17 protein-coding genes are annotated in these 23,645 nt (G+C 41.7%); 10 read left to right on the forward strand and 7 right to left on the reverse strand.

Annotated elements, in window-relative coordinates:
* Positions 1-240: 240 nt before the first annotated feature.
* A complete protein-coding gene (locus FCV43_RS12915; RefSeq protein ID WP_113796567.1) occupies positions 241-1,248 on the forward strand; it encodes a sensor domain-containing diguanylate cyclase in 1,008 nt (335 codons plus the stop codon).
* Positions 1,249-1,252: 4 nt separating this feature from the next.
* Entirely contained in the window at positions 1,253-1,480 is a 228-nt protein-coding gene (locus tag FCV43_RS12920) for a zinc ribbon domain-containing protein (RefSeq protein ID WP_136995427.1), read from the forward strand.
* Positions 1,481-1,577: 97 nt separating this feature from the next.
* On the opposite strand, the gene xseA is transcribed toward FCV43_RS12920, so the two are convergent.
* Positions 1,578-2,927 (reverse strand): exodeoxyribonuclease VII large subunit, encoded by a 1,350-nt coding sequence (gene xseA / locus FCV43_RS12925; RefSeq protein WP_240697166.1) that lies wholly within the window; start codon positions 2,925-2,927, stop codon positions 1,578-1,580.
* A 222-nt stretch (positions 2,928-3,149) separates the two neighbouring features.
* Here xseA and guaB point away from each other — a divergent pair, with 222 nt between their 5' ends.
* The 4 genes from guaB (at position 3,150) to FCV43_RS12945 (ending at position 9,040) form a co-directional block, all read left to right on the forward strand.
* A complete protein-coding gene (guaB, locus tag FCV43_RS12930; RefSeq protein ID WP_017053780.1) occupies positions 3,150-4,613 on the forward strand; it encodes an IMP dehydrogenase in 1,464 nt (487 codons plus the stop codon).
* A gap of 83 nt (positions 4,614-4,696) precedes the next feature.
* Positions 4,697-6,250, forward strand: a complete 1,554-nt coding sequence (gene guaA / locus FCV43_RS12935) for a glutamine-hydrolyzing GMP synthase (RefSeq protein WP_136995429.1) — start codon at positions 4,697-4,699, stop codon at positions 6,248-6,250.
* 227 nt (positions 6,251-6,477) lie between these two features.
* Positions 6,478-8,208 (forward strand): chitinase, encoded by a 1,731-nt coding sequence (locus FCV43_RS12940; protein WP_136995430.1) that lies wholly within the window; start codon positions 6,478-6,480, stop codon positions 8,206-8,208.
* Positions 8,209-8,443: 235 nt separating this feature from the next.
* Positions 8,444-9,040, forward strand: a complete 597-nt coding sequence (locus FCV43_RS12945; RefSeq protein ID WP_017053783.1) for an acetate uptake transporter — start codon at positions 8,444-8,446, stop codon at positions 9,038-9,040.
* 139 nt (positions 9,041-9,179) lie between these two features.
* Here FCV43_RS12945 and FCV43_RS12950 read toward each other — a convergent pair whose 3' ends face one another.
* Entirely contained in the window at positions 9,180-10,727 is a 1,548-nt protein-coding gene (locus tag FCV43_RS12950; RefSeq protein WP_017053784.1) for an alanine/glycine:cation symporter family protein, read from the reverse strand.
* 329 nt (positions 10,728-11,056) lie between these two features.
* Positions 11,057-12,313: a D-amino acid dehydrogenase gene (locus FCV43_RS12955; protein ID WP_136995431.1), complete on the reverse strand. Its 1,257-nt coding sequence runs from the start codon at positions 12,311-12,313 to the stop codon at positions 11,057-11,059.
* 170 nt (positions 12,314-12,483) lie between these two features.
* On the opposite strand from FCV43_RS12955, the gene FCV43_RS12960 reads away from it, so the two are divergent.
* Complete coding sequence (locus tag FCV43_RS12960) at positions 12,484-13,392, forward strand: LysR substrate-binding domain-containing protein (protein ID WP_170961657.1); 909 nt, start codon at positions 12,484-12,486, stop codon at positions 13,390-13,392.
* Positions 13,393-13,440: 48 nt separating this feature from the next.
* On the opposite strand, the gene FCV43_RS12965 is transcribed toward FCV43_RS12960, so the two are convergent.
* On the reverse strand, positions 13,441-14,949 hold the full coding sequence (locus FCV43_RS12965; RefSeq protein WP_136995433.1) for a sensor domain-containing diguanylate cyclase: 1,509 nt from the start codon (positions 14,947-14,949) through the stop codon (positions 13,441-13,443).
* 391 nt (positions 14,950-15,340) lie between these two features.
* Here FCV43_RS12965 and FCV43_RS12970 point away from each other — a divergent pair, with 391 nt between their 5' ends.
* Positions 15,341-16,102, forward strand: coding sequence for a substrate-binding periplasmic protein (locus tag FCV43_RS12970; protein WP_136995434.1), 762 nt, complete (start codon positions 15,341-15,343; stop codon positions 16,100-16,102).
* Positions 16,099-18,264, forward strand: coding sequence for an HD domain-containing phosphohydrolase (locus tag FCV43_RS20845; RefSeq protein WP_431188292.1), 2,166 nt, complete (start codon positions 16,099-16,101; stop codon positions 18,262-18,264). The genes FCV43_RS12970 and FCV43_RS20845 overlap by 4 nt, the downstream gene beginning before the upstream one ends.
* Before the next feature lie 154 nt (positions 18,265-18,418).
* On the opposite strand, the gene FCV43_RS12980 is transcribed toward FCV43_RS20845, so the two are convergent.
* The 3 genes from FCV43_RS12980 to FCV43_RS12990 all read right to left on the reverse strand — a co-directional run bounded on the left by FCV43_RS12980 (position 18,419) and on the right by FCV43_RS12990 (position 23,084).
* Positions 18,419-20,044, reverse strand: coding sequence for an endonuclease (locus FCV43_RS12980; RefSeq protein WP_017053790.1), 1,626 nt, complete (start codon positions 20,042-20,044; stop codon positions 18,419-18,421).
* 335 nt (positions 20,045-20,379) lie between these two features.
* Positions 20,380-22,401, reverse strand: coding sequence for an alpha-amylase family glycosyl hydrolase (locus FCV43_RS12985; RefSeq protein ID WP_136995435.1), 2,022 nt, complete (start codon positions 22,399-22,401; stop codon positions 20,380-20,382).
* 251 nt (positions 22,402-22,652) lie between these two features.
* Positions 22,653-23,084, reverse strand: coding sequence for a YccF domain-containing protein (locus FCV43_RS12990; protein ID WP_113796548.1), 432 nt, complete (start codon positions 23,082-23,084; stop codon positions 22,653-22,655).
* A gap of 296 nt (positions 23,085-23,380) precedes the next feature.
* On the opposite strand from FCV43_RS12990, the gene FCV43_RS20850 reads away from it, so the two are divergent.
* Positions 23,381-23,608: a prepilin-type N-terminal cleavage/methylation domain-containing protein gene (locus tag FCV43_RS20850; RefSeq protein ID WP_206380332.1), complete on the forward strand. Its 228-nt coding sequence runs from the start codon at positions 23,381-23,383 to the stop codon at positions 23,606-23,608.
* Positions 23,609-23,645: the final 37 nt, after the last annotated feature.

Consider the following 23,645-nt stretch of genomic DNA (forward strand, 5'->3'; position numbering starts at 1 on the left):
CATTATTATTTAGAGTTTTTGTCTGCTCAAAATTGAAATGCAGCATATGTAACTTATGCTTTCGGTGTGTGGTGATATAAATATTCTTTTAGGGGTAGATCGCTGATCAATCTAGATAAAGCAAAAGATCATATAACGATCTTTCACTCTGTATCGCTGTACGATACTTATGCTATCATCGCGTCGCAATAGATCATGATGAGTTCATCGAAATAATAAATAGCAGAAAGCAGTTTAAGTATGGAATACCTTTTTTTATTAGACGCGCACCGTTCGGTGAACGTATTACTGCATAAATTAGCCCTTGGTATGGAACGAACGGTACTGAATCGAGAAATCATACAGTTGACTGAACATCTGTTTGGAAAACGTAAAGCATCGATATTAATGCTCAATTCAGAATCTGGAACCTTGCATCTTGAATACGCTCCCAATTTGCCTAGCTTTTATAGTCAAGCCATTGAAGGTGTCGCTATCGGTGAGAATGTTGGTTCGTGTGGTGCTGCTGCTTTCTTAAAAAAACCGATTATTGTCGATGATATTAATACACATCCCAACTGGTCCCCATTCACCGAGTTGACTCAACAGGCAAATCTGCATGCATGTTGGTCAGTTCCTATCATGACCTCTAAAGGCTCAGTATTAGGAACATTTGCTATTTATAGTGAGTATCCATCCATACCGAATGAATTTGAGTTAGAGATTTTAGATTTATTAGCCTCGTTGTACTCTGTTGCCTTAGAGAAGTATGAACTGGAAGTACAGCTAAAATTTCATGCAGACAGAGATTCGCTGACTCATTGTTATAATCGCCGAGCTTTATTGAAGAAAGCGTCACTGCTTCTTAAAGAGCGCTGCTTTGGTCAGAAGATAATGGCCTGTTTGTTCATTGATATAGATAAATTTAAGTATATTAATGACACTTTTGGTCACCAATTAGGCGATGAAATCTTAATAAAAGTGGCTGATACATTAACGGATTCAATGGTGCACTGTGCCAAAATTGGGCGCTATGGTGGTGATGAGTTTGTCGCATTTAGCTGTTTTACTTCGGAGCAAGAGGCTCAACAGTTTCTTCTTTATCTGAATGAACAGTTAGCAGCTGTATTAAACGTGAATAATCATCAATTTTCAGTGAGTGTTGGCATGGCATGTAGTAAGCAAAATGAAGAGGTTGATCTGCCTTTTCTCATTGCTCAAGCCGACAAAAATATGTACAAAATTAAACAGAATAAAGTGAAGTGGTGATCTTATGAGTGGAAATATTTGCCCGAAGTGCGAACAAGAATTAGATTGGGATGGCCGTTACGTATGTAAACCTTGCAATCAACACTGGACAAAATCTGCGTTTTGCCCTGAGTGTGATGCGGAGTTAGAAAAGCTTCAAGCCTGTGGAGCCGCGAGTTACTTCTGTAATGCAGCATGTAATGAATTGAAGTCTAAATCGCGGGTTAAGTTCGTATTTTCAGCCGTTGAGTAGTGTTGTCTTTCACGGAGTTGAGAAAAAAGCCTAAATATCTTCTCCTGTTTTCAGAGATATTTAGGCTTTTTCATTTAAGTTGGAAATGATTCGCTTTCTAGCTTGAAGCCGGAGTGATTGAGACGACACTTGAGTGGATAATACCATCTTCTATTTGTGTGGTAAGTGCTTCACCCACCGATACATCTTTCACCGATGCGATAACACGATTATCGTTATCTGCAGAGTGCGTAATTGAATACCCACGCTTGAGTGTCGCTAAAGGACTCACGGTTTCAAGCTTCTCTGCTGCCATCGCAAGTTGGTGCCTTGTCGTCAATAGCTTGCGATCCATTGCGTCCAACAAGCTCTGCTCAGCCTTCTGCATTTTTAGTTTTTGCTCGGCCAATCGCCTAATTGGAGAGTTAAGCTGTAAACGATGCTGTTTTCGTTCAACACCTTGTTGATGCCCAGAAATAAATCTTTGAATAGAAAGGTTTAATCTGTTTTCCAGATCATCTAGTTGCTGGCTCTGACGTTCCAATTGATAGCTAGGGTGGTGTTTCTCTAGCGTATGCGATAAGTGCTGAATTTGATGGCGTTGATCTGATAAGTAGATCTGTATCGCGGAAGTAAGCTTTTGTCTTCTACTATCAATAGACTGAGTTTTGTTGCCTTGATCTCTACTGACTAATTCTGCAGCAGCGGAAGGAGTAGGAGCACGCATATCGGCAACAAAATCAGCAATAGTAACGTCGACTTCATGCCCAACGGCACTAATGATTGGGATTCTACTCGCAGCAATTGTGCGGGCAACGATCTCGTTATTAAAGCACCATAGATCTTCTAGAGAGCCACCGCCACGACCAACGATCAATACATCACATTCATCACGTTCATTTGCTCGTCCAATCGCCTGGGCTATTTGAATGGAGGCACTATCGCCTTGCACCATGGTTGGGTAAACAATGACTGGCAAGCTAGGATCTCGTCGTTTGAGCACATCTAGGATGTCAAACAGAGCTGCTCCTGTTTTAGAGGTGATAACACCAACGCATTTAGGGTGATCTGGAAGAGGCTGTTTATTACTTTGAGCAAATAACCCTTCAGCCGCAAGGTTCATCTTTAGTTGTTCGAACTCTTGTTGTAACCGACCATCACCTTCTGGTTGCATACTGTCGATGATTAACTGGTAATCCCCCCTTGGTTCGTACAGGGATAAGCGAGCTTTAACCAGAACTTGATTGCCATTGGCTGGTTTGAAGGTGACACGGCGGTTATTGCCACGGAACATGGCACATTTTACTTGAGCGCGAGAGTCTTTAAGAGTGAGGTACCAGTGGCCAGACACAGGCGCAGAAAAATTGGAAATTTCGCCAACAAGCCAAACAATCCCCATCTCATTTTCGAGTAATAGGCGAACTTCTGCGTTGAGGCGTGAAACGGTAAAAATATTGTTATTGCTCAGGGAAGACACGGCTAATCTCAGGGGACGTAAATATGGAAATTAGCCGCAAGATAATACATAGCAAGGGGGGGAATGCAAATTTAAAATAAAAAAATGTGTGGTCAAGCGATTGCGCTGTGCGTATAATCCGTCTGCAATATCAAATCCAAATCACTTTATTATGCGAAACGATAGAGTGGGATTTACTCCCTTTAACATCAACTATGTTGTGAGATATTGCAAATGCTACGAATTGCCAAAGAAGCTTTAACGTTTGACGACGTTTTACTTGTCCCTGCACACTCCACTGTTCTTCCAAATACCGCTGATCTTCGCACTCAGCTAACGAAGAATATTTCACTAAATATTCCTATGATCTCAGCATCTATGGATACAGTGACAGAAGCGCGCCTTGCGATTGCACTCGCGCAAGAAGGTGGAATCGGTTTTATCCACAAAAACATGTCTATTGAACAGCAAGCTGAGCAAGTACGCTTGGTAAAAATCTTTGAAGCAGGTGTTGTCTCTGCTCCGGTTACTGTTCGTCCTGATGCGACTATCCTTGATGTAAAAGAGTTAACAGAAAAACATGGATTCGCTGGTTTCCCTGTCGTTTCTGAAAATAACGAACTTGTTGGTATTATTACTGGCCGTGATGTTCGTTTTGTGACTGACCTTTCTAAGAAAGTTGACGTAGTAATGACGCCTAAAGCTCGCCTTGCTTCTGTTAAAGAAGGTGCAACTCGTGAAGAAGTTCAAGAGAAAATGCACGAAGCGCGCGTTGAAAAAGTTCTTGTTGTTAATGATGACTTCCAACTAACTGGAATGATCACTGCAAAAGATTTCCATAAAGCAGAACGTAAACCAAACGCTTGTAAAGATGAGCGCGGCAGCCTACGTGTAGGCGCAGCTGTTGGTGCTGGTGCGGGTAATGAAGAGCGCGTTGCTGCTCTTGTTGAAGCTGGCGTAGACGTTCTGCTTATTGACTCTTCACATGGTCACTCTGAAGGTGTACTTAACCGTATCCGCGAAACTCGCGCCGCATACCCTGATCTACAAATCATCGGTGGTAACGTCGCAACTGGCGCTGGCGCTCGTGCTCTTATCGACGCAGGTGTAAGTGCAGTTAAAGTGGGTATCGGCCCAGGTTCAATCTGTACGACTCGTATCGTTACTGGTGTTGGTGTTCCTCAAGTAACAGCAATCGCAGACGCAGCTGAAGTGGCTAACGAATACGGTATTCCAGTCATCGCAGATGGCGGTATCCGCTTCTCTGGCGATATCTGTAAAGCTATCGTTGCTGGCGCATCTTGTGTGATGGTTGGTTCAATGTTCGCTGGTACTGAAGAAGCTCCGGGTGAAGTCATCCTTTATAACGGTCGTTCTTACAAGTCTTACCGTGGCATGGGTTCTCTTGGCGCTATGTCTCAAGGTTCTTCTGACCGTTACTTCCAATCTGATAACGCTGCAGACAAGCTTGTTCCAGAAGGTATTGAAGGTCGTATCGCATACAAAGGTCGTCTAAAAGAGATCGTCCACCAACAGATGGGCGGTCTACGCTCAAGCATGGGCCTGACAGGTTCAGCAACGGTTGAAGACATGCGTACTAAAGCTGAGTTTGTTCGTATCTCTGGTGCGGGCATGAAAGAGTCTCACGTACACGATGTTCAAATTACCAAGGAAGCGCCAAACTATCGTTTGGGTTAATAGCTAACCACATTATTTTGAAGCTTATGGGGATGATTAATCTTGTCCCCATCCAATAAATTAATTTTTGAGATTTCCCCCAAATGACAACTAACATCCATGATCAACGTATTCTTATTTTAGATTTCGGTTCTCAGTACACTCAACTTGTTGCTCGTCGCATCCGTGAAATTGGTGTTTACTGTGAGCTATGGAGCTGGGACGTAGAAGAAGCAGATATTCGCGAATTTAATCCAGATGGCATTATTCTTTCAGGCGGCCCTGAAAGTGTAACGGAAGAAAACTCGCCACGTGCTCCACAATATGTATTTGATTCAGGTGTTCCTGTCTTTGGCGTATGTTACGGCATGCAGACTATGGCTGAGCAACTTGGCGGTAAAGTATCAACGTCTACTGAGCGTGAGTTTGGTTACGCTGCAGTTCAAGTGACGGGTGAATCTGCGTTATTTAAAGATCTTGAAGCGACTCAAGATGTTTGGATGAGTCACGGTGATAAAGTGACAGCGATTCCTTCTGATTTCGTGAAAATTGCAGAAACAGAAACTTGTCCATACGCTGCAATGGCGAATGAAGAGAAAAAATACTACGGTGTTCAATTCCACCCAGAAGTAACGCACACCAAGAACGGCCTAAAAATGCTTGAGAACTTCGTTCTTAACGTTTGTGGTTGTGAAGGTCTGTGGACTTCAGCGTCAATCATTGAAGATGCCGTTGCACGTATTAAAGAGCAAGTCGGTGACGATGAAGTTATCCTTGGTCTTTCTGGTGGTGTTGACTCATCTGTTGTTGCAATGCTTGCCCACCGTGCTATCGGTGACAAACTAACATGTGTATTTGTAGATAACGGCCTTCTTCGTTTAAACGAAGGTGAGCAGGTTATGGAGATGTTTGGTGACCAATTCGGGCTAAATATCATCAAAGTGGATGCTGAAGACCGTTTCCTTGACGCTCTGGAAGGGGAAGCGGATCCTGAAGCTAAACGTAAGATCATCGGTCACGTATTCGTCGATATCTTCGATGAAGAGTCTAAGAAACTGAAGAATGCTAAATGGCTTGCTCAGGGTACCATCTACCCAGATGTAATCGAGTCTGCTGCATCTAAGACTGGCAAAGCACACGTAATCAAATCTCACCACAACGTTGGTGGCCTTCCTGATGATATGGAAATGGGCCTTGTTGAGCCTCTACGTGAGCTATTTAAAGATGAAGTACGTAAGATTGGTCTAGAGCTTGGTCTTCCATACAACATGCTTTACCGCCACCCATTCCCGGGTCCAGGTCTAGGTGTTCGTGTACTTGGCGAAGTTAAGAAAGAGTACTGTGATTTACTGCGTCGTGCTGATGCTATCTTCATTGAAGAGCTTCACGCTGCTGACCTTTACCACAAAGTATCTCAAGCATTCACGGTATTCCTACCTGTACGCTCAGTTGGCGTAATGGGCGATGGCCGTAAGTACGATTGGGTTGTATCTCTACGTGCTGTAGAAACGATCGACTTCATGACTGCTCACTGGGCACACCTACCATACGACTTCCTAGGTAAGGTATCTAACCGTATTATCAACGAAGTTAACGGCATTTCCCGTGTTGTTTACGATATTTCTGGTAAGCCACCAGCAACAATTGAGTGGGAATAATCCTCAATTGTAAGCGGTAAGATTCAATCATATTAACCAGCTTTCGGGCTGGTTTTTTATACTTTTTTTTTGAACCTACCTATCAATCCAACCTGACTCAGATGTTAGGCTTACGTAATTAATACTAACCGACTCGCAGTTCCTTAATGACGGCTAAATCAGAGCTACAGGTATAAGCTATTTGCTGTTTAGCTTAGTGGGATTTTATTACCTTAAGGGATTGGTAAATGAACAAATTTAACTATCTTGCCGTCATGGTTGGGGTCGCGGTTAGCCAGCCTGCACTTGCTTCTATGAATATACAGCCAGATCCACAAAATCCAACGGGCTACGTTGTTTCACGTGCTGAGTTACAAGCCATAGAGCAGCAGAAAACAGCAGACCCAATGTATGCTATCTGGTCGAAAGCGTTACAAACTCGCACCAATACGGTGGTTGAAGCGATTGAGCCCGGTTTGAACTCAAATCCTGAAAACGTAAAGCGTGTTGAGCATGTTTTCCCTCAATCTGAATGGGATTTTCTCACCCAGATGGCGGCGCCAGAATACACATACCAACGCTTTTTACGCGCTATCGGTAAGTTTCCCGCATTTTGTGGTGAGTATACCGATGGGCGAGACTCTGACGCCATTTGTAAAAAATCGATAGTGACGGCTTTTGCACACTTTGCGCAGGAGACCGGAGGGCATATTGCTAAAGAGAACACTTGGGACAATCCGCAAGGTTTAGAAGAGTGGCAACAAGCATTAGTGCATGTTCGTGAAATGGGTTGGTCGGAAGGGCAAGCAGGGTATACCACGGGTTGTGGGCAGAACGATTGGCAAAATGCTCGTTGGCCTTGCGCGGCAGGTCAGGGGTATTTTGGTCGTGGTGCTAAGCAACTCTCTTATCATTTTAACTACGGTGCATTTTCTGAAGTGATGTTTGATGGTGATGCAACCGTGCTATTGAATAATCCCGGTCTCGTCGCGGATTCGTGGTTGAATCTTGCTTCTGCCATTTGGTTTTTCTTAACGCCACAAGCACCAAAACCCGCGATGTTACACGTTATCGATAGAACGTGGTCACCTTCAGTCCGAGAAACAGAAGCGGGTATTGGTTACGGTTTTGGTACCACAATCAACGTGATCAATGGTGGTATTGAGTGTGGTGTTCAAAATCAAGATAAAGGGCAGCCTGTCAACCGCATTCGTTACTGGGAGGGCTTGTCGGATTATTATCAAATTCCAGTTGAAGCGGATGAAAAGAACACATGTTGGCAGCAAACCCCCTATGGAAGTTTGAACCTTGATGGTGCAAAAGATGTGCTTTATACCAACTGGGATGGTAACTGGAAGTATTATGCGGATCGCCCTGGAGGAGTCTCATTTGAATGTGAGTTAGTCGGCTTCCAAACGGCATATTCAGCATTAGTTGAAGGTGATTATGAAAAGTGTGTGGCTAATTTTTATGGCTCTCACGCGAATTGGCCTGAAATCCGAGTGGTGGATAAGCTTGACCCTGTAGAACCTACCGATCCAACGAACCCTGTTCCCGGAATTGATAGTTGGGATGCAAATAAAGTCTATACAGGTGGCGATCAGGTGAGCTACCAAGAGAGCGTCTATGAAGCGAAGTGGTGGTCACAAGGCAATGTTCCTGCGAAAGGTGATCCGTGGAAGTTAGTTTCGGGCTCCCCAATACCAACAGAACCTACACCGACAGAACCAACCCCGGTAGATCCTGAGCCGACAGACCCTAACCCTACAGAACCTCCCGTTATTGACCCACCGGTCGTTGAGCCCCCTGTAGCGCCAGTGCCGGATACTTATATCGAGTGGAAACCTGGCGTTTCTCAAGTCAGTAACGGTGAGAAAGTGACTTATCTCGGAAAATGTTTCATAGCAAGAAATGGCCCAGGAGTATGGGAGTCACCATCGAGGAGTAATTGGTTCTGGGATGAAATTGTGTGCCAGTAAAGGTAATGAAGTACTTTGATGTGAGCCAAAGGACTTAATCCTGATTATCCGGTAATTATAGTGGTATAAGCCAAAACAGCAGGCGTTATCTTTAGGTTAGCGCCTGTTTACTTTGTGAACAAGTTAGTGTGTTATTTTGCAATCTTAGTTTTCGTTATCGTCTTTTCCTTTTTCCTCTTAGCTCCATTAAACTCCGCGCGTAATTTTTACTAATATTTTTGAAAGGTACTCCTTCATGTCAACAAAATTAGCAAACCCGGCTCCACTTGGCCTTATGGGTTTTGGTATGACGACAATCCTGCTTAACATCCATAATGCAGGTTTTTTCCCAATTGATTCAATGATCCTAGCAATGGGTATTTTCTACGGTGGTTTGAGTCAAGTGCTAGTTGGCATGATGTGCTTTAAACGTGGTGATACATTTGGTACTACAGCATTTACCTCATACGGTCTATTCTGGCTAACACTTGTTGGACTTATTGTTATGCCACACATGGGTCTTCCTGCTAGCCCTGCTGGTTTCATGGGTTGGTACTTACTGCTTTGGGGCGTATTTACAGGCTTCATGTTCATCGGTTCACTATGCTACCCGAAAGCAAAACAAGTGGTATTTGCTTCACTAACCGTACTTTTCTTCCTATTAGCGGCTCGTGATTTTACGGGTAGTGAACTGATCGGCACTATTGCGGGCTTTGAAGGTATCTTCTGTGGTGCATCTGCAGTTTACTTTGCAATGGCACAAGTACTGAACAACGAATTTGGCCGTACTGTTATGCCTGTTGGCGAACCGACAATCGGTCGTACTGTTGCTGCTCAAACTGCAACAGCATAAGTTATCGTCTAAATATCATTGTTAGAAGATAAAAGAAAAGGGTTAGCGATTAAGCTAACCCTTTTTCATATCCACTGCCTTTCTTAAATTTATCTAGCGTTATATTTTTTAGGTAACGTCTAGATTGTCATCTACCTTGTTAGGTCGATGGTTGTTCAACCGCTTGGGACTCTTTTTCTTTTGAGGTTGGAGCCTGGCCAGTTTTACGTTTGTACTTCTCTTCCCAGTAAGTTGCCCCTTCAATACCAAGTTTAACAGGGTTAAATGTATATTCAGTGACACCTGCTCGCTGCTGCTCTTCATAATCATGCAGAGCTTTAACCGCAGGCTTAGACATGAAGAAGATAATGATAATACCGACGATGTTTAACCAAGCCATTAAGCCCACACCCACATCACCCATTGCCCATGCAAGGTTCGCTGTTTTTACTGTGCCATAAAAAACGGCTGTGATGAGAACCGCTTTTAGAACAAACATCATTCCAGGAATTTTGATGGTACGACGTAGGTAAGCGATGTTCGTCTCAGCAATGTAGTAGTAAGCAAGAATCGTAGTAAATGCGAAGAAGAATAGTGCAAATGCGATGAACGGTTTACCGATACCAGGCATTGTGCTTTCAATTGCCATTTGCGTAAATACAGGGCCATTAGCACCAATATTGGCAGCAAGGTTTTGTACTAAGAATACACCTTCTGCACCACCATGAACGTTATAAGCACCAGTGATGATGATCATAAATGCGGTCGCAGAACATACTAGAAGCGTATCAATGTAGATGGAGAATGCTTGAACGAGACCTTGTTGAGCTGGGTGATCAACACTTGCAGCCGCTGCTGCGTGAGGACCAGTACCTTGACCCGCTTCGTTTGAGTAAACACCACGTTTAACACCCCAACCAATTGCAGCACCAAAGCCAGCCATTGGTGTGAATGCATCACCAACAATCATTGCAAAAACAGCAGGTACTTGACCAATGTTTAGAAGAATAATGACGAAAGCGACAATGATGTAAGCCAATGCCATGAATGGCACTACGATTTGAGTGAAGTTTGCAATACGTTTAACACCACCGAAGATGATGAAAGCAAGAATGATTGCGATAACAGTACCAGTAAAAATTTTGGCAAAACTAAAGGTGCCGATAGCTGTTTCGATCATATCGCCAGAACCGAACGCCGCTTCTACTGCGTTACCGATACTGTTCGATTGCACGCCTGGAAGTAAAATACCGCAAGCGAAAATAGTTGAAATAGCGAAGATCCAAGCGTACCACTTTTGACCCATCGCTTTTTCAATGTAGTAAGCAGGGCCGCCACGGAACTGACCTTCATCTTCTTCTTTATAGATTTGAGCCAGTGTTGATTCTGCGTATGCTGTTGCTGCACCGAAGAAGGCAACCACCCACATCCAGAATACCGCACCAGGGCCACCAAAACCGATAGCAGCAGCAACTCCAGCGATGTTACCAGTACCAACACGACCAGAAAGCGATACCGCAAGTGCTTGGAAAGATGAAATACCTTTGGTTGAACTTTTTCCTGATAGGAGTAAACGCCACATTTCAAAGAAGTGACGGACTTGTACAAAGCGGGTTAGAACCGAGTAGAACAATCCAGCACCTAAGCACAAATAAATCAGTACTGGGCTCCAGATTATTCCATTCAAAAAATCAACTATAGACTGCATGAGTATTTTCCCTGTTTAGTAATTGTATGGCTCTTGTGTTTCTTATGGTTGTTTTGTGTTCGATATATTAATCGACTTGTAACTCATTTGTTAACTGATTTATCTGTTTTAGTCTCGTAGCGTGACTACGGACACAAAATGCTAATAAAATGTTAAAACGCAGTTGTATCACTCCGTTAACGGTGGTGACGGTCATAGGTTTCGACAATGAATGACTATGCCTGTCGACGAATGTCTATTCACATTTTGATTTTCCCGCTAGCTTTTCATGCTAGATGAGGGGCGATTTTTGAATTTAATAACTGCTAATATTCATCTTGATGCATCTTTTAAGATTGATACCGAAACATATTGAGATCCGTGTCGTCGATCTCGCAAGGCGATCCAGAAACGATATCGGCAAGTAATTTTGCGGAGCCACAAGCCATTGTCCAACCTAAAGTTCCGTGTCCGGTATTGGTATAGAGGTTCAGGAAAGGGGTCTTTCCGATAATCGGTGTCCCGTCTGGTGTCATTGGGCGTAAACCTGTCCAAAATTCAGCATCATCAAATTCACCCGCTTGAGGAAAAAGATCACGTACGACCATTTCGATTGTGGCTTTGCGCTTTTCTGGTATTGAATAGTCATAGCCTGTTAGTTCAGCCGTACCTGCGACTCTAATTCGATCACTGAAACGTGTGATGGCGACTTTATAGGTTTCATCCATTACCGTTGATAACGGAGCTTGGTCCGCATCCTTGATTGGAGCGGTGAGTGAGTAACCTTTAACAGGGTAAATAGGAATGTTAATCCCTAACGGATGAAGCAGATCAGTAGAGTAACTGCCCATAGCGACAACATATTGATCGGCGGTGAAAGTACCTTGATCGGTTTGGACACCAATGATGTGGTTATCTTCATATAATAGTTGTTCAATTTGGGTATTGAACTTAAAGGAGACCCCTGCTTTTTGGGCAAGCTCAGTCAACTGCTGGCAAAAGAGAAAGCAATCGCCGGTTTCATCCCCTGGAAGAAGTAAGCCTCCCACTAATTTTTCTTGTACAGCGGCTAACCCCGGTTCATGAGTAATGCAGCCTTCAACATCAAGCATTTGGTAATGGGTGCCACTCTCTTGTAAGAGTTTGAGGTCTTTTTGAATCGCTTGTAGCTGTTTCTGGTTTCGAAAAACTTGCAGTGTCCCTTTCTGTCTTCCTTGGTAATTAAGTTGATACGTTTCTCTTAAATCTGCTAAACATTGACGGCTATAGTTGGCAATGCTCAGCATGCGCTGTTTATTTTTGTTATATCGGGAGACACTACAATTCATCAGCATTTGAGAGGCCCAGCTTGCGAGCTCGGGAGAAAGAGAGGGCTTTATCTTCAGTGGCGCATGCTCTTGGAATAGCCATTTTAACGCTTTTTGCGGGATCCCCGGTGCTGCCCAAGGGGAGGAGTAGCCATAGGATATTTGTCCAGCATTGGCAAAACTGGTCTCTTCAGCACTGCGTGGTTGACGATCAATGACCGTAACTTGATGGCCTTTGTCGGCAAGATACCAAGCAGACGTTACACCTACTACTCCTGAACCTAAAACGATGATTTCCATTATTATTCCTGCCCATGATGTATTGAATCGTCGACTGACGGTGTCTAATTCTTAGTCTTTGTTAATGGCGAAATAGTGAGTGCTTTACATTTTTATAACAATCGATATTATTTGAATCCTGTTTATAGAAATTCTAAAGGCTGGTGGTTGTGAAGCATGTAAAAAGTAGCATGGGAAGTGGGTTGATTACTTTTGTCGAAACTGCCAAACATCGTAGCTTAACCAGTGCCGCAAAAGCGTTATGTGTAACGACGGGTGCGGTAAGCCAGCAGTTGATTCAGCTTGAAAATCAATTAGGTTTCACTTTATTTCATAGGCACTCAAGAGGTATTCAACTGTCTGATGAGGGGAAAGAGTTACTTGATGTCGTTGAAAGCGGTTTAGAAGATATTGATAGTGTGATTGATAAGATATTGAGGTCAGAAGTGGACAGTAATGAGATCCGTTTGAAGCTCACTCCATCTTTCGCTTTTAAATGGTTAGTGCCACGTTTAGAAAATTTTCATAAGCAATACCCAGATATTCAAATACAAATATTTGCGGAAGGAGCGTTGGTTGAAAGTGAGATAAAAGACTATGATCTTGCGATTGATTATGGCCCACTTACTCATAAACATGCTGACTCAATGTTATTGAAGCCTGAATTACTGATGAAAGAGAAGTTGCTGCCGGTCATGAGTCCATCATATTTAAAAGGACATCCACAGTTAGAATCGACGAGTTTACAGCATTCTGATTTCGACTCAGTTGTATTGCTACATGATGCGATGCCGTGGGACAACGCGAGCAGAGATCTAGAGTGGAAATCATGGGCTTCAATCTATGGCGTTGAAATTAAAGTTAATCAAGGCCACTTCTTTAATCGAACTGATATGGCGATGTCGGCTGCGGAAGCTGGCGTTGGAATTGCGATGGCTCGTACCGCATTAATTCAAGATGAGCTACGAACCAAAAGATTGGTCGCACCTTTTGAGCCCATAACTGCAGGAGCCGGTTATTTTCTAATATCCAATACCACATCACCAGCTGTTGAAAAATTCACGGCATGGTTGAGAGTGCAAATTAAGAATGAGTCCTGAAGCTCTGCCTCTTTGCCATAATTTCAAGCTGGTTTTGAACCATCACGTCTACTTATTTACGGGTTCACGATATACGACTACTTGGTTTTTGCCTCTTTCTTTGGCTTGATATAAAGCGACATCGGCTCGGTGTCGAAACTCATCTTCACCTTCGCCAGTATGCGTGCAAATACCAATACTAAGGGTGGCGTGTATATCTTGGTGGTGCCATTGCAAAGGAGAATTCGCAAGAGTGGTGCATAATCGGTTAGCGACTTCTATCGCTTTACTTTCTTCCGCATTCACAATGGTGATAGCAAATTCATCACCACCAAGCCTTGCGCACACATCAGATGAGCGAGTACAGGTTTTCAAAATTCGAGCAAGGTGGATCAGAGCTTCATCTCCCCCATTATGACCGTAGTTATCATTGATTGATTTGAAATTATCGAGATCAATGAAGGCGAGAGATACTCTAGATTTCCTCTCTAATACCTCTTTGAGATGAACATCAAAAGCTCTACGGTTCATGAGGTTAGTTAATGAATCATGCATTGCTAAGTAATTTAAATCTTTAGTTTTTTTAACTAACTCTTCTTCAACATATTTCTTTCGGGCATCCAATATGTTGACGATCATGAAGGCAAAGAGTGCTAGAAGTAAGCTTAAAAATAGCTCAATGAGCAATGTGATCCACTGACTTGGCGTTAGACTTAACTCTTTTGTTAACTCAAAACCCCAGACTCGATTATAGATGTTAATGCTTTCAAAGTAATATAGGTCATCTAGTATTCTTTCTACATTATTAGTAAAAAACTCTGAGCTTGAGCCATTAGGGTTAATCTCGCTGATTCGAATTGAAATATCATTTGTCGTTTGGATTTGAAGTAGCAGACTTTTAGTATATTTAGCAATATCAAGAACACCTACAACGATACCTATCATATGGTTATCGGATGGGTCGAAGACTGGGTAGTAGAGTAAAACGCCTTGTCGGCTTTTATCATTCTGAAAAAGCTCTAACTTTTCGGATATAGCAGGAAGTTTCGTGGTTTCAATATATCGAGCGACTTCTTGGAAATCTTCCGTGTCAGCGTAAAAACCAAGAAGTTTGATATTCTCTTTTGTTCGCGGCGTTATATCAGTCATGATATAGATATTATCAAACTCGAGTGGTAATCCCTTTTGAGTAAAGGTAAATGGTTCTGATTCTGGTGATATGATTTTGATCTTGTTGATTTTTTCTATGTATTTACGTGAGGTGGATTTTTCAAACCACTCTAGAGCTATGATTGATTGAGTTTGCCCAAGAACTTGCTCTGAAAATGAATCGAATCGGTCCCACTCATCTTCAGGCATGGTATGAAAAAAATTAGCAACAGACCCAATTTTTTCAATATCTCGCTCGACTAAAGTTTTGAGCATCGAGAGTTCCGTGTCAATATTCGCTTGGAATAACGCTTTATTGGCACTAGATTGGGTAAATATAGTAATAGACAAAATAGCCATAGTAACTATAACGACAGCAAGCAGAACACTTTTAGCGTGAGATGGCAGAAACATTTTTAGTCGATTCATTTACAGCTCATCAGGGTGCATAAGATTAATTAAGTAATATTAATAGCAAATATTTCATAACTTTCAATTAGGTTACAATTTAGTAGTGATCATGCTCTTAAAAATCAGAAAATCTGACATTCGCATTTTACAAGAATACTTTACTATAATTATATTTTTATAAAACACATAAAATATGGAGTGAAAATGTTAATTATTTCACCTAACATTATTTGTATGCACTAGTTTTAATTTAGTCGAAACTAAAATGGGTCTATTACTTACATAGCGCACATTATTCACTATACTGTCTGTTTTTTATTTGATAGTTTAGTAAAATTATTAATGTCAGTATATAAATAGAACGAATATTATAGTTCATGATGCATATTAAAAAACAACAAGGTGAAGAATGAAAGCCATCAAGTGTATGGTGTGGAGTGCTGTTTGTGTTTTTCTCTATTCTTCATTAGCCAATGCGGTGTCATTAGATGTTGGGCTTATTGAAGGGGGAAGGGCTCCTTATTTCATGACCGCAACGGATGATCTACCAGATCACGGTATTTACGTCGATGCTTTACGTGAAGTTGGCGCTCAAACAGGGATAAATTTTCAATTCAAATATTATCCTCAGGCACGACTTCGAGCCTATATGAAGCATGGGATCCTAGATATAGAACCCGGAATTGATCCTAGCTGGAGAACTGAGCAAGGAGAAGAATCCATAAGTCTATATTCTGATGTTATCCTTAGTTCAGATGAAGTTATCGTGTATAACCCTAAAGCGTTCATTTCACCTCCCTCTGTTGATGATTTTAAGTCGTTGCAGTTATGTACTTTGCTTGGATTTGATCTTTTTAATCAAGAACCTAATGCTGAAAAAAGTCACGATACATCAAAGGTAAAGCCTAATGTAGTTCGTGAAAATCAATTATTAAAGCTAGTTGAATTTGGTCGCTGTGATTATGCAATATTCCCTATCGATGTTATCAGTAAAAAAATAAAGCAATACGGACTTGAGATGACAAAACCTGTTGCAACTTACCAGTTAAGAATTAGATTACACCGAGACCGAAAGCTTTATTTAGAAGCAATTAACAATGCGATAGCTAGTATGAAAAAGAGCGGAAAGCTGCAAGCTATAATCGATAGCTATACAAAGGGTAGCAAATGAACGTTTTAATCCAGAGTGTTGCTATATTCATGGTTGCACTAATGTCTTCGCTTAGTCTTGCATCTCCAGTTTCAAATACCAAAGACAGCAATGCATTACGAGTGGCTAATGAGCTATCAGAGATTACCTCAGGGCTTGTTTATAATATGGATGAAACTCAACTAAAGCGTACTATCCTTGCTATTCTATCTCAAAATGACAGCGTTAAAGCCGTAAAGGTAGTTGATATAGCCACATCAAGAGAACTCTTTTTATATTTTATCAATGATGGTGAAACGGTCCTAGGCGAAGCGATTCCACATGATTTTTCTAGATATGATGTTGGTGAATCTAATATTGTGTTTAATGGGCATTTGATCGGTTCTGTCACTGTCTATAGTGAAGCCCCAAAAACACTAGCAGAAATAGACGGTACCGTTTCAAATCTAGGCTTACTGTTAATTGTATTTTTACTACTTACCGTTATTCTTTTCTTTATATTTAAAATATTAATCAGTGATTATCGAAGTAATAAAGTATACCTGGCTTTTGGTACAAAAAAATTTGCTTATTTAGTAATGGGAGCATTGTCAACGTTTATTACTTTAAGCCTTGCAGGGAGTTGGTTACTATTAACTTATAATAAACAATCAATTGAAACTCGGCTAGAGGATTCATTTGTTCAGTATAATAAATCTTTGAATGAGTCTTTTGTATTAGATGGACATGTAAAGTCGAGTGTTACTAGACATATTCTAAATAAGAAGCCACTACAAGATAGTGTCAGATATATAATTGATAATATTCAATATGCTGATACTAGTGCTGTTAAGTCGTCTCGCGATACGTTAACGACTATCTTTGAACATTATGCTGGAATGGGATATGCGGGAGCGAAGTCCATTATATCATCTGATTTAGATGTCATTTACTCTTATGGTGATGCTTATCCTCTAGCTGAACTTGATATGTCGAAAACAAGTTCATTCATCCGAGCACTCAATGGCGAATCAAGCATATTACCAGCAAGAAAAGTGGCTGATCCGGAAAGTGGTATTGAGAAGTTTGTCCTGTTTTTTGCTATGCCATATCGTGATGTTGAGACCAAAAAGATAACAGCTGTCGTCATTATTGAGATGGATAATAGTAGTACTTACTTCGACAAGTTAGCCGTGTATCAGTTTGCTAAAACCGGAGAAATGGTAGCCTATGATGAAAATGCAAATCAGCTATCTAGTCATCGTTTTCCACCACTAAATAAGTCAACTTCGGTTACTTTAAGCGATAGAGATAGCACTGGTACTATTGACGCGGTTAGAAAGAGTAAACGAGCTTACGATACTAACCGTGCATCAAGCCATCTCTATAAATTTGTCGATTACCGATCTAAAAATGTTTACTCCATGGTGTTTTGGAACCCATATGTTAATGCAGGTATGTTGATTAAGATTGATGAGGATGAGGTTCTTTTAGATTACGTTCGATTTAGAAATAGCATTATGCTTATTATCTTATCGATGGCCTTATTTACGGTTCCATCTATGATGTTTACATTATATGCGGGTAGTAAATCAAATCAGAAATTAAAAGACTCCCGGCAAGAAGTTATACGGCGATTAGGGCATGCCGCTGAATTTAAAGACAATGAAACAGCGCTACATATTGTTAGAATGAGCCACTATTCTCGAGTGCTTGCTGAAAAGTATGGACTGCCTGAGCATTTACAAATGAGTATTTTTAATGCGTCACCTATGCATGATATTGGGAAGATTGGTGTTCCCGACGCAATTCTTCATAAACCAGGAAAACTCTCAAGTGAAGAGTGGGATATTATGAAGAAACACCCTGAATTCGGTGCCGATATTATTGGGGAGCACTCTTTTGGTTTGTTAAAAATGGCTCGTGAAATTTCGTTGTACCATCATGAAAAATGGGATGGTACGGGATACCCATATGGAACTAAAGGTGAGGATATACCTATTTCAGCTAGGATCGTTGCCGTTGCAGATGTTTTTGATGCGTTAACCAGTGAACGTTCATACAAAAAAGCGTGGCCAATTGAGGATGCTATTCACCTTATTATTTCGGAATCAGGGAAGCATTTTGACCCTAAATTAGTAGAAGTGTTTAAGCACTCTTTAGTTGAATTTAAAGCGATTAAAAATAAGTATCACGATGCTTAATATAAATTGTGAACGCTACTTTTGGTTGTCATTATATTGTATGTAGCGGTATCTCCTTCGTACATTTAAAGTTGTTATCTAAATTTCAGATTATACTCAAATGACGAAGGAGGTACTCAAAATAGCGAATCTAATGAGTTTTAATGTTAGAAAGTTAGTCCCCCCAAATAGCTGAAACAAACTCTGGATGATCAATGAATGGGTTGCGGTTACCTTGGAAATCTTGGACTGCTTGGTTACGATCAATCTCTTTTTGACTCACGGGATCATTTTGGTGCCAGCGTTTCAACATTGCCAGTAACCAAGGTTCAAATACCGTGGTGTTCGTGCCATTTAATACGGCATTTGAGCTGGTTGAATTTCCTTCCCAATTTGCAATTTCATTCTCATAACGTGTTGCCATATAGAAATAGGCACGAGCAAAGTCACCTTTAAACTCATCAATTGGTTCGAAAACGGTACCGGAATAACCTAAATTAGAAGCTGATGAACCGACTTTTGACCCATTACTTGATGTATAAGTCGCGCTGCCCACTTCGCCAAATGGCCAGTTGCTGCGTTTAGAATTCACGTAGCCATCAGTTGCAAATAAATGGTGACCATCAGAATTCATTGGCTCTACCTTGCCACCAAACCAGCTTTTAGGGAAAGAGTGCTCACGGTTATAACAATCGCCTTCTTTACTATATTGACCGCATTGATTGGTCACTTTAGTAAATTGCACGCTATCGCTGCCAGAAGGTTTCTCTGAATACATGTCTAGAATGGATCCATCTTTCTCAAAATAATTATCGATGTCTGCCACTTTCGTGAGTGCCCAAATCGCCGTGTAGCCTTGGCTATTGTGATTGTCGATAATTTGATACAACGAGGTTTTTAAACTAAAGCCTGTTTTACCTTCAGCGGCTTTGTAGTAATCGCCCAAGACTGGTGGCTCGGTAGGAGGTGTCGTCGTGGTATCACCCAGTGTAAAGCTGGTAACTTGGTTCGATTGGAAGTCACCACCAGAGGCGAGGGTTTTTCCATTCGCAGTTAATGTGTACGAACCGTTGCCTGTGCTACAACAAATACCATCGCCATAAGAATCTATAATTTCGAACTGATAATCGCCATCGCTTAGACACATCTCTTGATTGTTTGTTGTGTTATTGCTGTAACCTGTGCCGGAAAAAAGGGTTTGATTGCTGGCATTTTTAAGTGTCCAGCTTGTTTCTACAGCGTAATCATCGGTCACTAGAGTTAAGGTGGTGCTGGTATCTGTACAGCTTGGTGGCGGTGGTGTGACAGAATCCATTGGTCTGAAATTGTCTACATACACCGTTTCAGAACCATCAAATCCAGTGACATCGTAGAACCTTAAACCAACATTAATGTCTTTATTCGCAGTTGCGGTATAGCTAAAGCTAAGATCTTGCCATTGATTGGTTTGACCGTTATTTGAATAGCCCTGATAGCCGTCGACGTATAGGCGGGCTTTTACCTTGCCTTCGGTATGGTACAGCGCAACGGAGAAATCGTACGTTTTCCCTTGCTCGACAGTAACGGTTTGTAAAAAATCAGTACTGCCTTGTGTACCAGTATTCACATCAATTTTTGCGGCCAATCCTCCCGTTTTTACTTGAGCTGATGTCGGAGATACTGAGATGCCGCTATCAATCGTGGTCCAGTTGCTCGGGGTGTTACCATTCCACTGTTCAAAGTCTCCATTCGTTATCTGCGCATAGGCGTTGGGAGTGCAAAGAAGGGCGAGGGTACTTAGTGTAATTATTCTATTTAACATATAACCTTCTGTTTAATGACATAAAAATCAATTAAGCATAAGAATTAACCAACAGGTTAAAGTGGATGTACGTCTCAAAAGAAACTATATGTAAGGTTACTTTTATTGATAAATGTGATGTTAATTCCAAGTCGAATTTACTGTTGTTATGGGTTGGTGTGCAAGTTGTTGATATGCAGAATAGATAAAAAAAGGGAATGCTTGCTGGTTAATGATCTTCATATAGTTTGAAAATCTCAGCACTGCATCCCCAATGTGGACAATGATCATTTGCTATTTGAAAGCGAGCTATCTAGTAGCTCGCAGCATAAAAGCGAGTAACGGAAAACTGGTCACTATTCAGCACATTTTGATGCCATGATTTTGAGTGGTAAACCCGTTTTATCAAATTTAAGGCTCCAAACATACTGTCCTTCATCCATAATCGTAACCGCAGTATCTTTACCGTAACCACCAAATTTCAATGGATTTTCTTTACCTAGTTTTAAGCTCAGTCCTGTCGCAGTAAATTGTGGGTGCCATGTTTTCGCTGCATATTGCATGCGGTAGCTACCAGGTTTCTCATTGGTTACGACTTGGTAAACACCATCACCTTTGTATTCAAATTTTCGGTGATCTTTGTGTTGCCATGCCGAGTCAGAGAAGTCACCGACCACATAGATTTTTTTCGGGATTGGGCCTTTCTCATCGAGCGTCGGGTTATCACATTGAGCCATGAACCCTTGGCCAACACCGTCGCTCACAGCGGCAGCCGCAACGGCTGGGCCTGCTTTTGATGGCTGCTCAATCTTAATAAATCGAGCCTCAAATGGTGATAGTGAAATGGTGTAATCATTCCCTTGTGCGCTGAACGTTTCCTGTGTTTGTAAATCTGATAGATAACCTTCAGAACCTATCTTTTCTTTGCTGAGAGTGATGGCTTGATCATCTGGCGTTAGGTTGACAGCATAAAGCAGTGCTTCTTGCTCTGTCTGCTTGTGATCGACATAAGCGATTTTATCGGCCATGACATTGATACGCTCGCCTTTCGACAGTGCAGGGTGCTCACTACGAAGTTTCATTAAATCAGCCACGTACTGTTTCAAATCTGATTCACTAGTATTCAGAGTGGCAGTGACACCTTCTATTTTTGCGCTTGAGCGAGCGACGTGATCATCACAAATCCCTTTGATGGCACAATCTTTCTCGACTTTCGCTGCGAAGTTATCGACTTGATCACCGATCTCATCACCGTAGTAAAGTGTAATTGGGCCTGTATAAGCGGCTTGGAAAGAGAATGCAGCTTTGTGGCGCAACCAATATTCCGCATCTTGTGGCTGTGCAATGCCACCACGCTGTAATAAATCACCAAAACGAACTAAATCGTGATTACCAATCATTAGGTTCGGTTTAGCATGAGGTGGGTATAGGGAGTGCAAATTCATCCCTTCCGCTAACCATTCTCCACCTTTATTACCGACACCCGCTTCATTTACCGCAAAAGTTTCCACTAAGCGGTAACGAACAGGGAAGTCGAAAGCAGAACATAATGCTGGGTTTTGTTTCGTGCCATAACCTGTTTCTATGATACGGTTTTCGCCAGCCCAAATCTCAGCAACCATGTAGCCAAGTGGATTAACTGATTCACCTTTGTCGTTAAGATAGGTTACTTGTTTTGATGCTTGATCGACGGTTTTACGGATCTCTACCCATGCATCTTTTGGTACTTGGTAAGCTTGATCTAAACGCCAGCCATCAATTTTTAGCTCTTTTACCCAGTACTCAGCGACTTCTTGATAAAAAGGGAGGCTCTCAGGGTAGTCTACTGGGTTATCTGCGCCCGCAGGCATCTTACCGGTAGGTGATGGAACAATATTACCCTTGTGATGCCCAAATACACCGTCGAAGAAAACGTACATACCACGAGCATGTGCTTCATCGACCAGCTTTTTCGCATCTTCTAGCGTGCCGAAGCGTGGATCTATCTCAAAATAGTTTGTTGCAAAATACCCAGTAGCGTCTAGTCGATCAGCCCAATGTTCTTGTCCGCCAACTGGAACAGAATTAAACATAGGCGTGAGCCATAAGCCATTCATCCCTAGTGACTGGATATAGTCTAATGAATCGATGACGCCTTGAATGTCACCCATGTGATGGCTCGTACCATAACCAGTACCGTGACCAATGTTTTCATCACCATTAACAAAGCTTTCAACCATCACTTGATAGATGCGTAGGTCATCCGCTTGGCTAGTTTGAGACATTTCACAGCTGTATTTTGGCACTGTTGGTTGAGGTTCAGTTTTCGACGAAGAGCTGCATCCTGCAAGTAACGCAGCAGCAACCGCTAAAGTGAGTGTGGTAGCAGAGTGTTTCACGTTATGTTCCTTATTATATATATTTATCTTGATTATCAATTAATCAATAGATTGTGAAATCACCCTTAAAATAAGCATGTTAGGAGTAGAAGAAAGGCTGAGAGATCAAGCTCACGCTTGGTAGGTGTTGATGGCTTTTTATACAAAATAGCGATCACATTTTAAGAGGGGATTATGGAATATGAGTGAAAAATAAATTTTATATATCCCCGTTTCAAGAGAAGAAAAGGGGATATTTTTCGAAGATAAACTTAACGCTTGATTGAATAGCGAGCGACCGCCGCTTCTTCTTTCGTGACGACAGTCTTACCGATAGGAGCCAGTGAAATTACGGCTAATTTCAAGTGCTGTATAGCAAATGGAATACCTATAATCGTAATAAAACACGCCACGGCAGAACAAATATGGCCTATCGCTAGCCATATGCCCGCGAATAAAAACCAAATGACATTGCCGATCACGCCGAGTGGGCTTGTCCCAATATCCATTTCATTGAACAGTTCATCCCGGGAAATTGCCTCTTTGCCAAATGGGAAGAAAGAAAAATTCCCCATCACAAAGCAAGCTCGACCCCATGGAATACCGATGATACTAATGAAAGCGAGCAGACCGAAGAACCACCACATTAGGCCCATGATAATGCCACCAAAAAGAAACCAAATAATGTTACCAAGAGTTCTCATTTTATTACCTTGTTTAAATGCCAGTTTATGGAGACTAACGTTAGTAGAAGCTTAATTATGGGCTTATTTGCTTAACCTAGCATGAATAGAGGCAAAAGATTGCTTTAAAGTGGCACTTATTTATTGCTAGACGTACTTATGATTCCCTCTAAATCACAGAAAATTGTGGATTTGGACAGAAATTGATAAGCGAAGCCCAAATATGCGCGTGTCACTATAGAACTTTATAATAACTTCACATAGAGTTTGGTTTTTATACAATAATATCCCGCCTAGCTGCAAGTTGAGTAATAACAATGAGTAATCAAAAAGGATTTACACTAATAGAAATGGTTGTCGTGATTGTTATTGTCGCGGTTTTAGCGGTGGTTGCGGCCCCTCGTTTTCTGAATATAAAAAGTGATGCGACAGAAGCGGTCATTGATGGTATTGCGTCCAGCTTCAGAGTGGTGGTAGAACAAGTTAATTACAGTGCAATCGTGCAGGGGAAAGAGCATGAGTGTGCCGTGGAGCACAGAGGTTGACTTAAGGTTAACCATTCGAGCGTAAGCTTAAGAAGAG

The organism is Vibrio genomosp. F6, from assembly GCF_005146325.1.
GTDB classification, from domain to species: domain Bacteria; phylum Pseudomonadota; class Gammaproteobacteria; order Enterobacterales; family Vibrionaceae; genus Vibrio; species Vibrio cortegadensis.

What these genes read in the sequence shown, in the direction of transcription:
- FCV43_RS12915 (WP_113796567.1), top strand. Translation starts at nt 241, where the DNA reads ATGGAATACCTTTTTTTATTAGACGCGCACCGTTCGGTGAACGTATTA.
- FCV43_RS12920 (WP_136995427.1), top strand. Translation starts at nt 1,253, where the DNA reads ATGAGTGGAAATATTTGCCCGAAGTGCGAACAAGAATTAGATTGGGAT.
- guaB (WP_017053780.1), top strand. Translation starts at nt 3,150, where the DNA reads ATGCTACGAATTGCCAAAGAAGCTTTAACGTTTGACGACGTTTTACTT.
- guaA (WP_136995429.1), top strand. Translation starts at nt 4,697, where the DNA reads ATGACAACTAACATCCATGATCAACGTATTCTTATTTTAGATTTCGGT.
- FCV43_RS12940 (WP_136995430.1), top strand. Translation starts at nt 6,478, where the DNA reads ATGAACAAATTTAACTATCTTGCCGTCATGGTTGGGGTCGCGGTTAGC.
- FCV43_RS12945 (WP_017053783.1), top strand. Translation starts at nt 8,444, where the DNA reads ATGTCAACAAAATTAGCAAACCCGGCTCCACTTGGCCTTATGGGTTTT.
- FCV43_RS12950 (WP_017053784.1), bottom strand. Translation starts at nt 10,727, where the DNA reads ATGCAGTCTATAGTTGATTTTTTGAATGGAATAATCTGGAGCCCAGTA.
- FCV43_RS12955 (WP_136995431.1), bottom strand. Translation starts at nt 12,313, where the DNA reads ATGGAAATCATCGTTTTAGGTTCAGGAGTAGTAGGTGTAACGTCTGCT.
- FCV43_RS12960 (WP_170961657.1), top strand. Translation starts at nt 12,484, where the DNA reads ATGGGAAGTGGGTTGATTACTTTTGTCGAAACTGCCAAACATCGTAGC.
- FCV43_RS12965 (WP_136995433.1), bottom strand. Translation starts at nt 14,949, where the DNA reads ATGAATCGACTAAAAATGTTTCTGCCATCTCACGCTAAAAGTGTTCTG.
- FCV43_RS12970 (WP_136995434.1), top strand. Translation starts at nt 15,341, where the DNA reads ATGAAAGCCATCAAGTGTATGGTGTGGAGTGCTGTTTGTGTTTTTCTC.
- FCV43_RS20845 (WP_431188292.1), top strand. Translation starts at nt 16,099, where the DNA reads ATGAACGTTTTAATCCAGAGTGTTGCTATATTCATGGTTGCACTAATG.
- FCV43_RS12980 (WP_017053790.1), bottom strand. Translation starts at nt 20,044, where the DNA reads ATGTTAAATAGAATAATTACACTAAGTACCCTCGCCCTTCTTTGCACT.
- FCV43_RS12990 (WP_113796548.1), bottom strand. Translation starts at nt 23,084, where the DNA reads ATGAGAACTCTTGGTAACATTATTTGGTTTCTTTTTGGTGGCATTATC.
- FCV43_RS20850 (WP_206380332.1), top strand. Translation starts at nt 23,381, where the DNA reads ATGAGTAATCAAAAAGGATTTACACTAATAGAAATGGTTGTCGTGATT.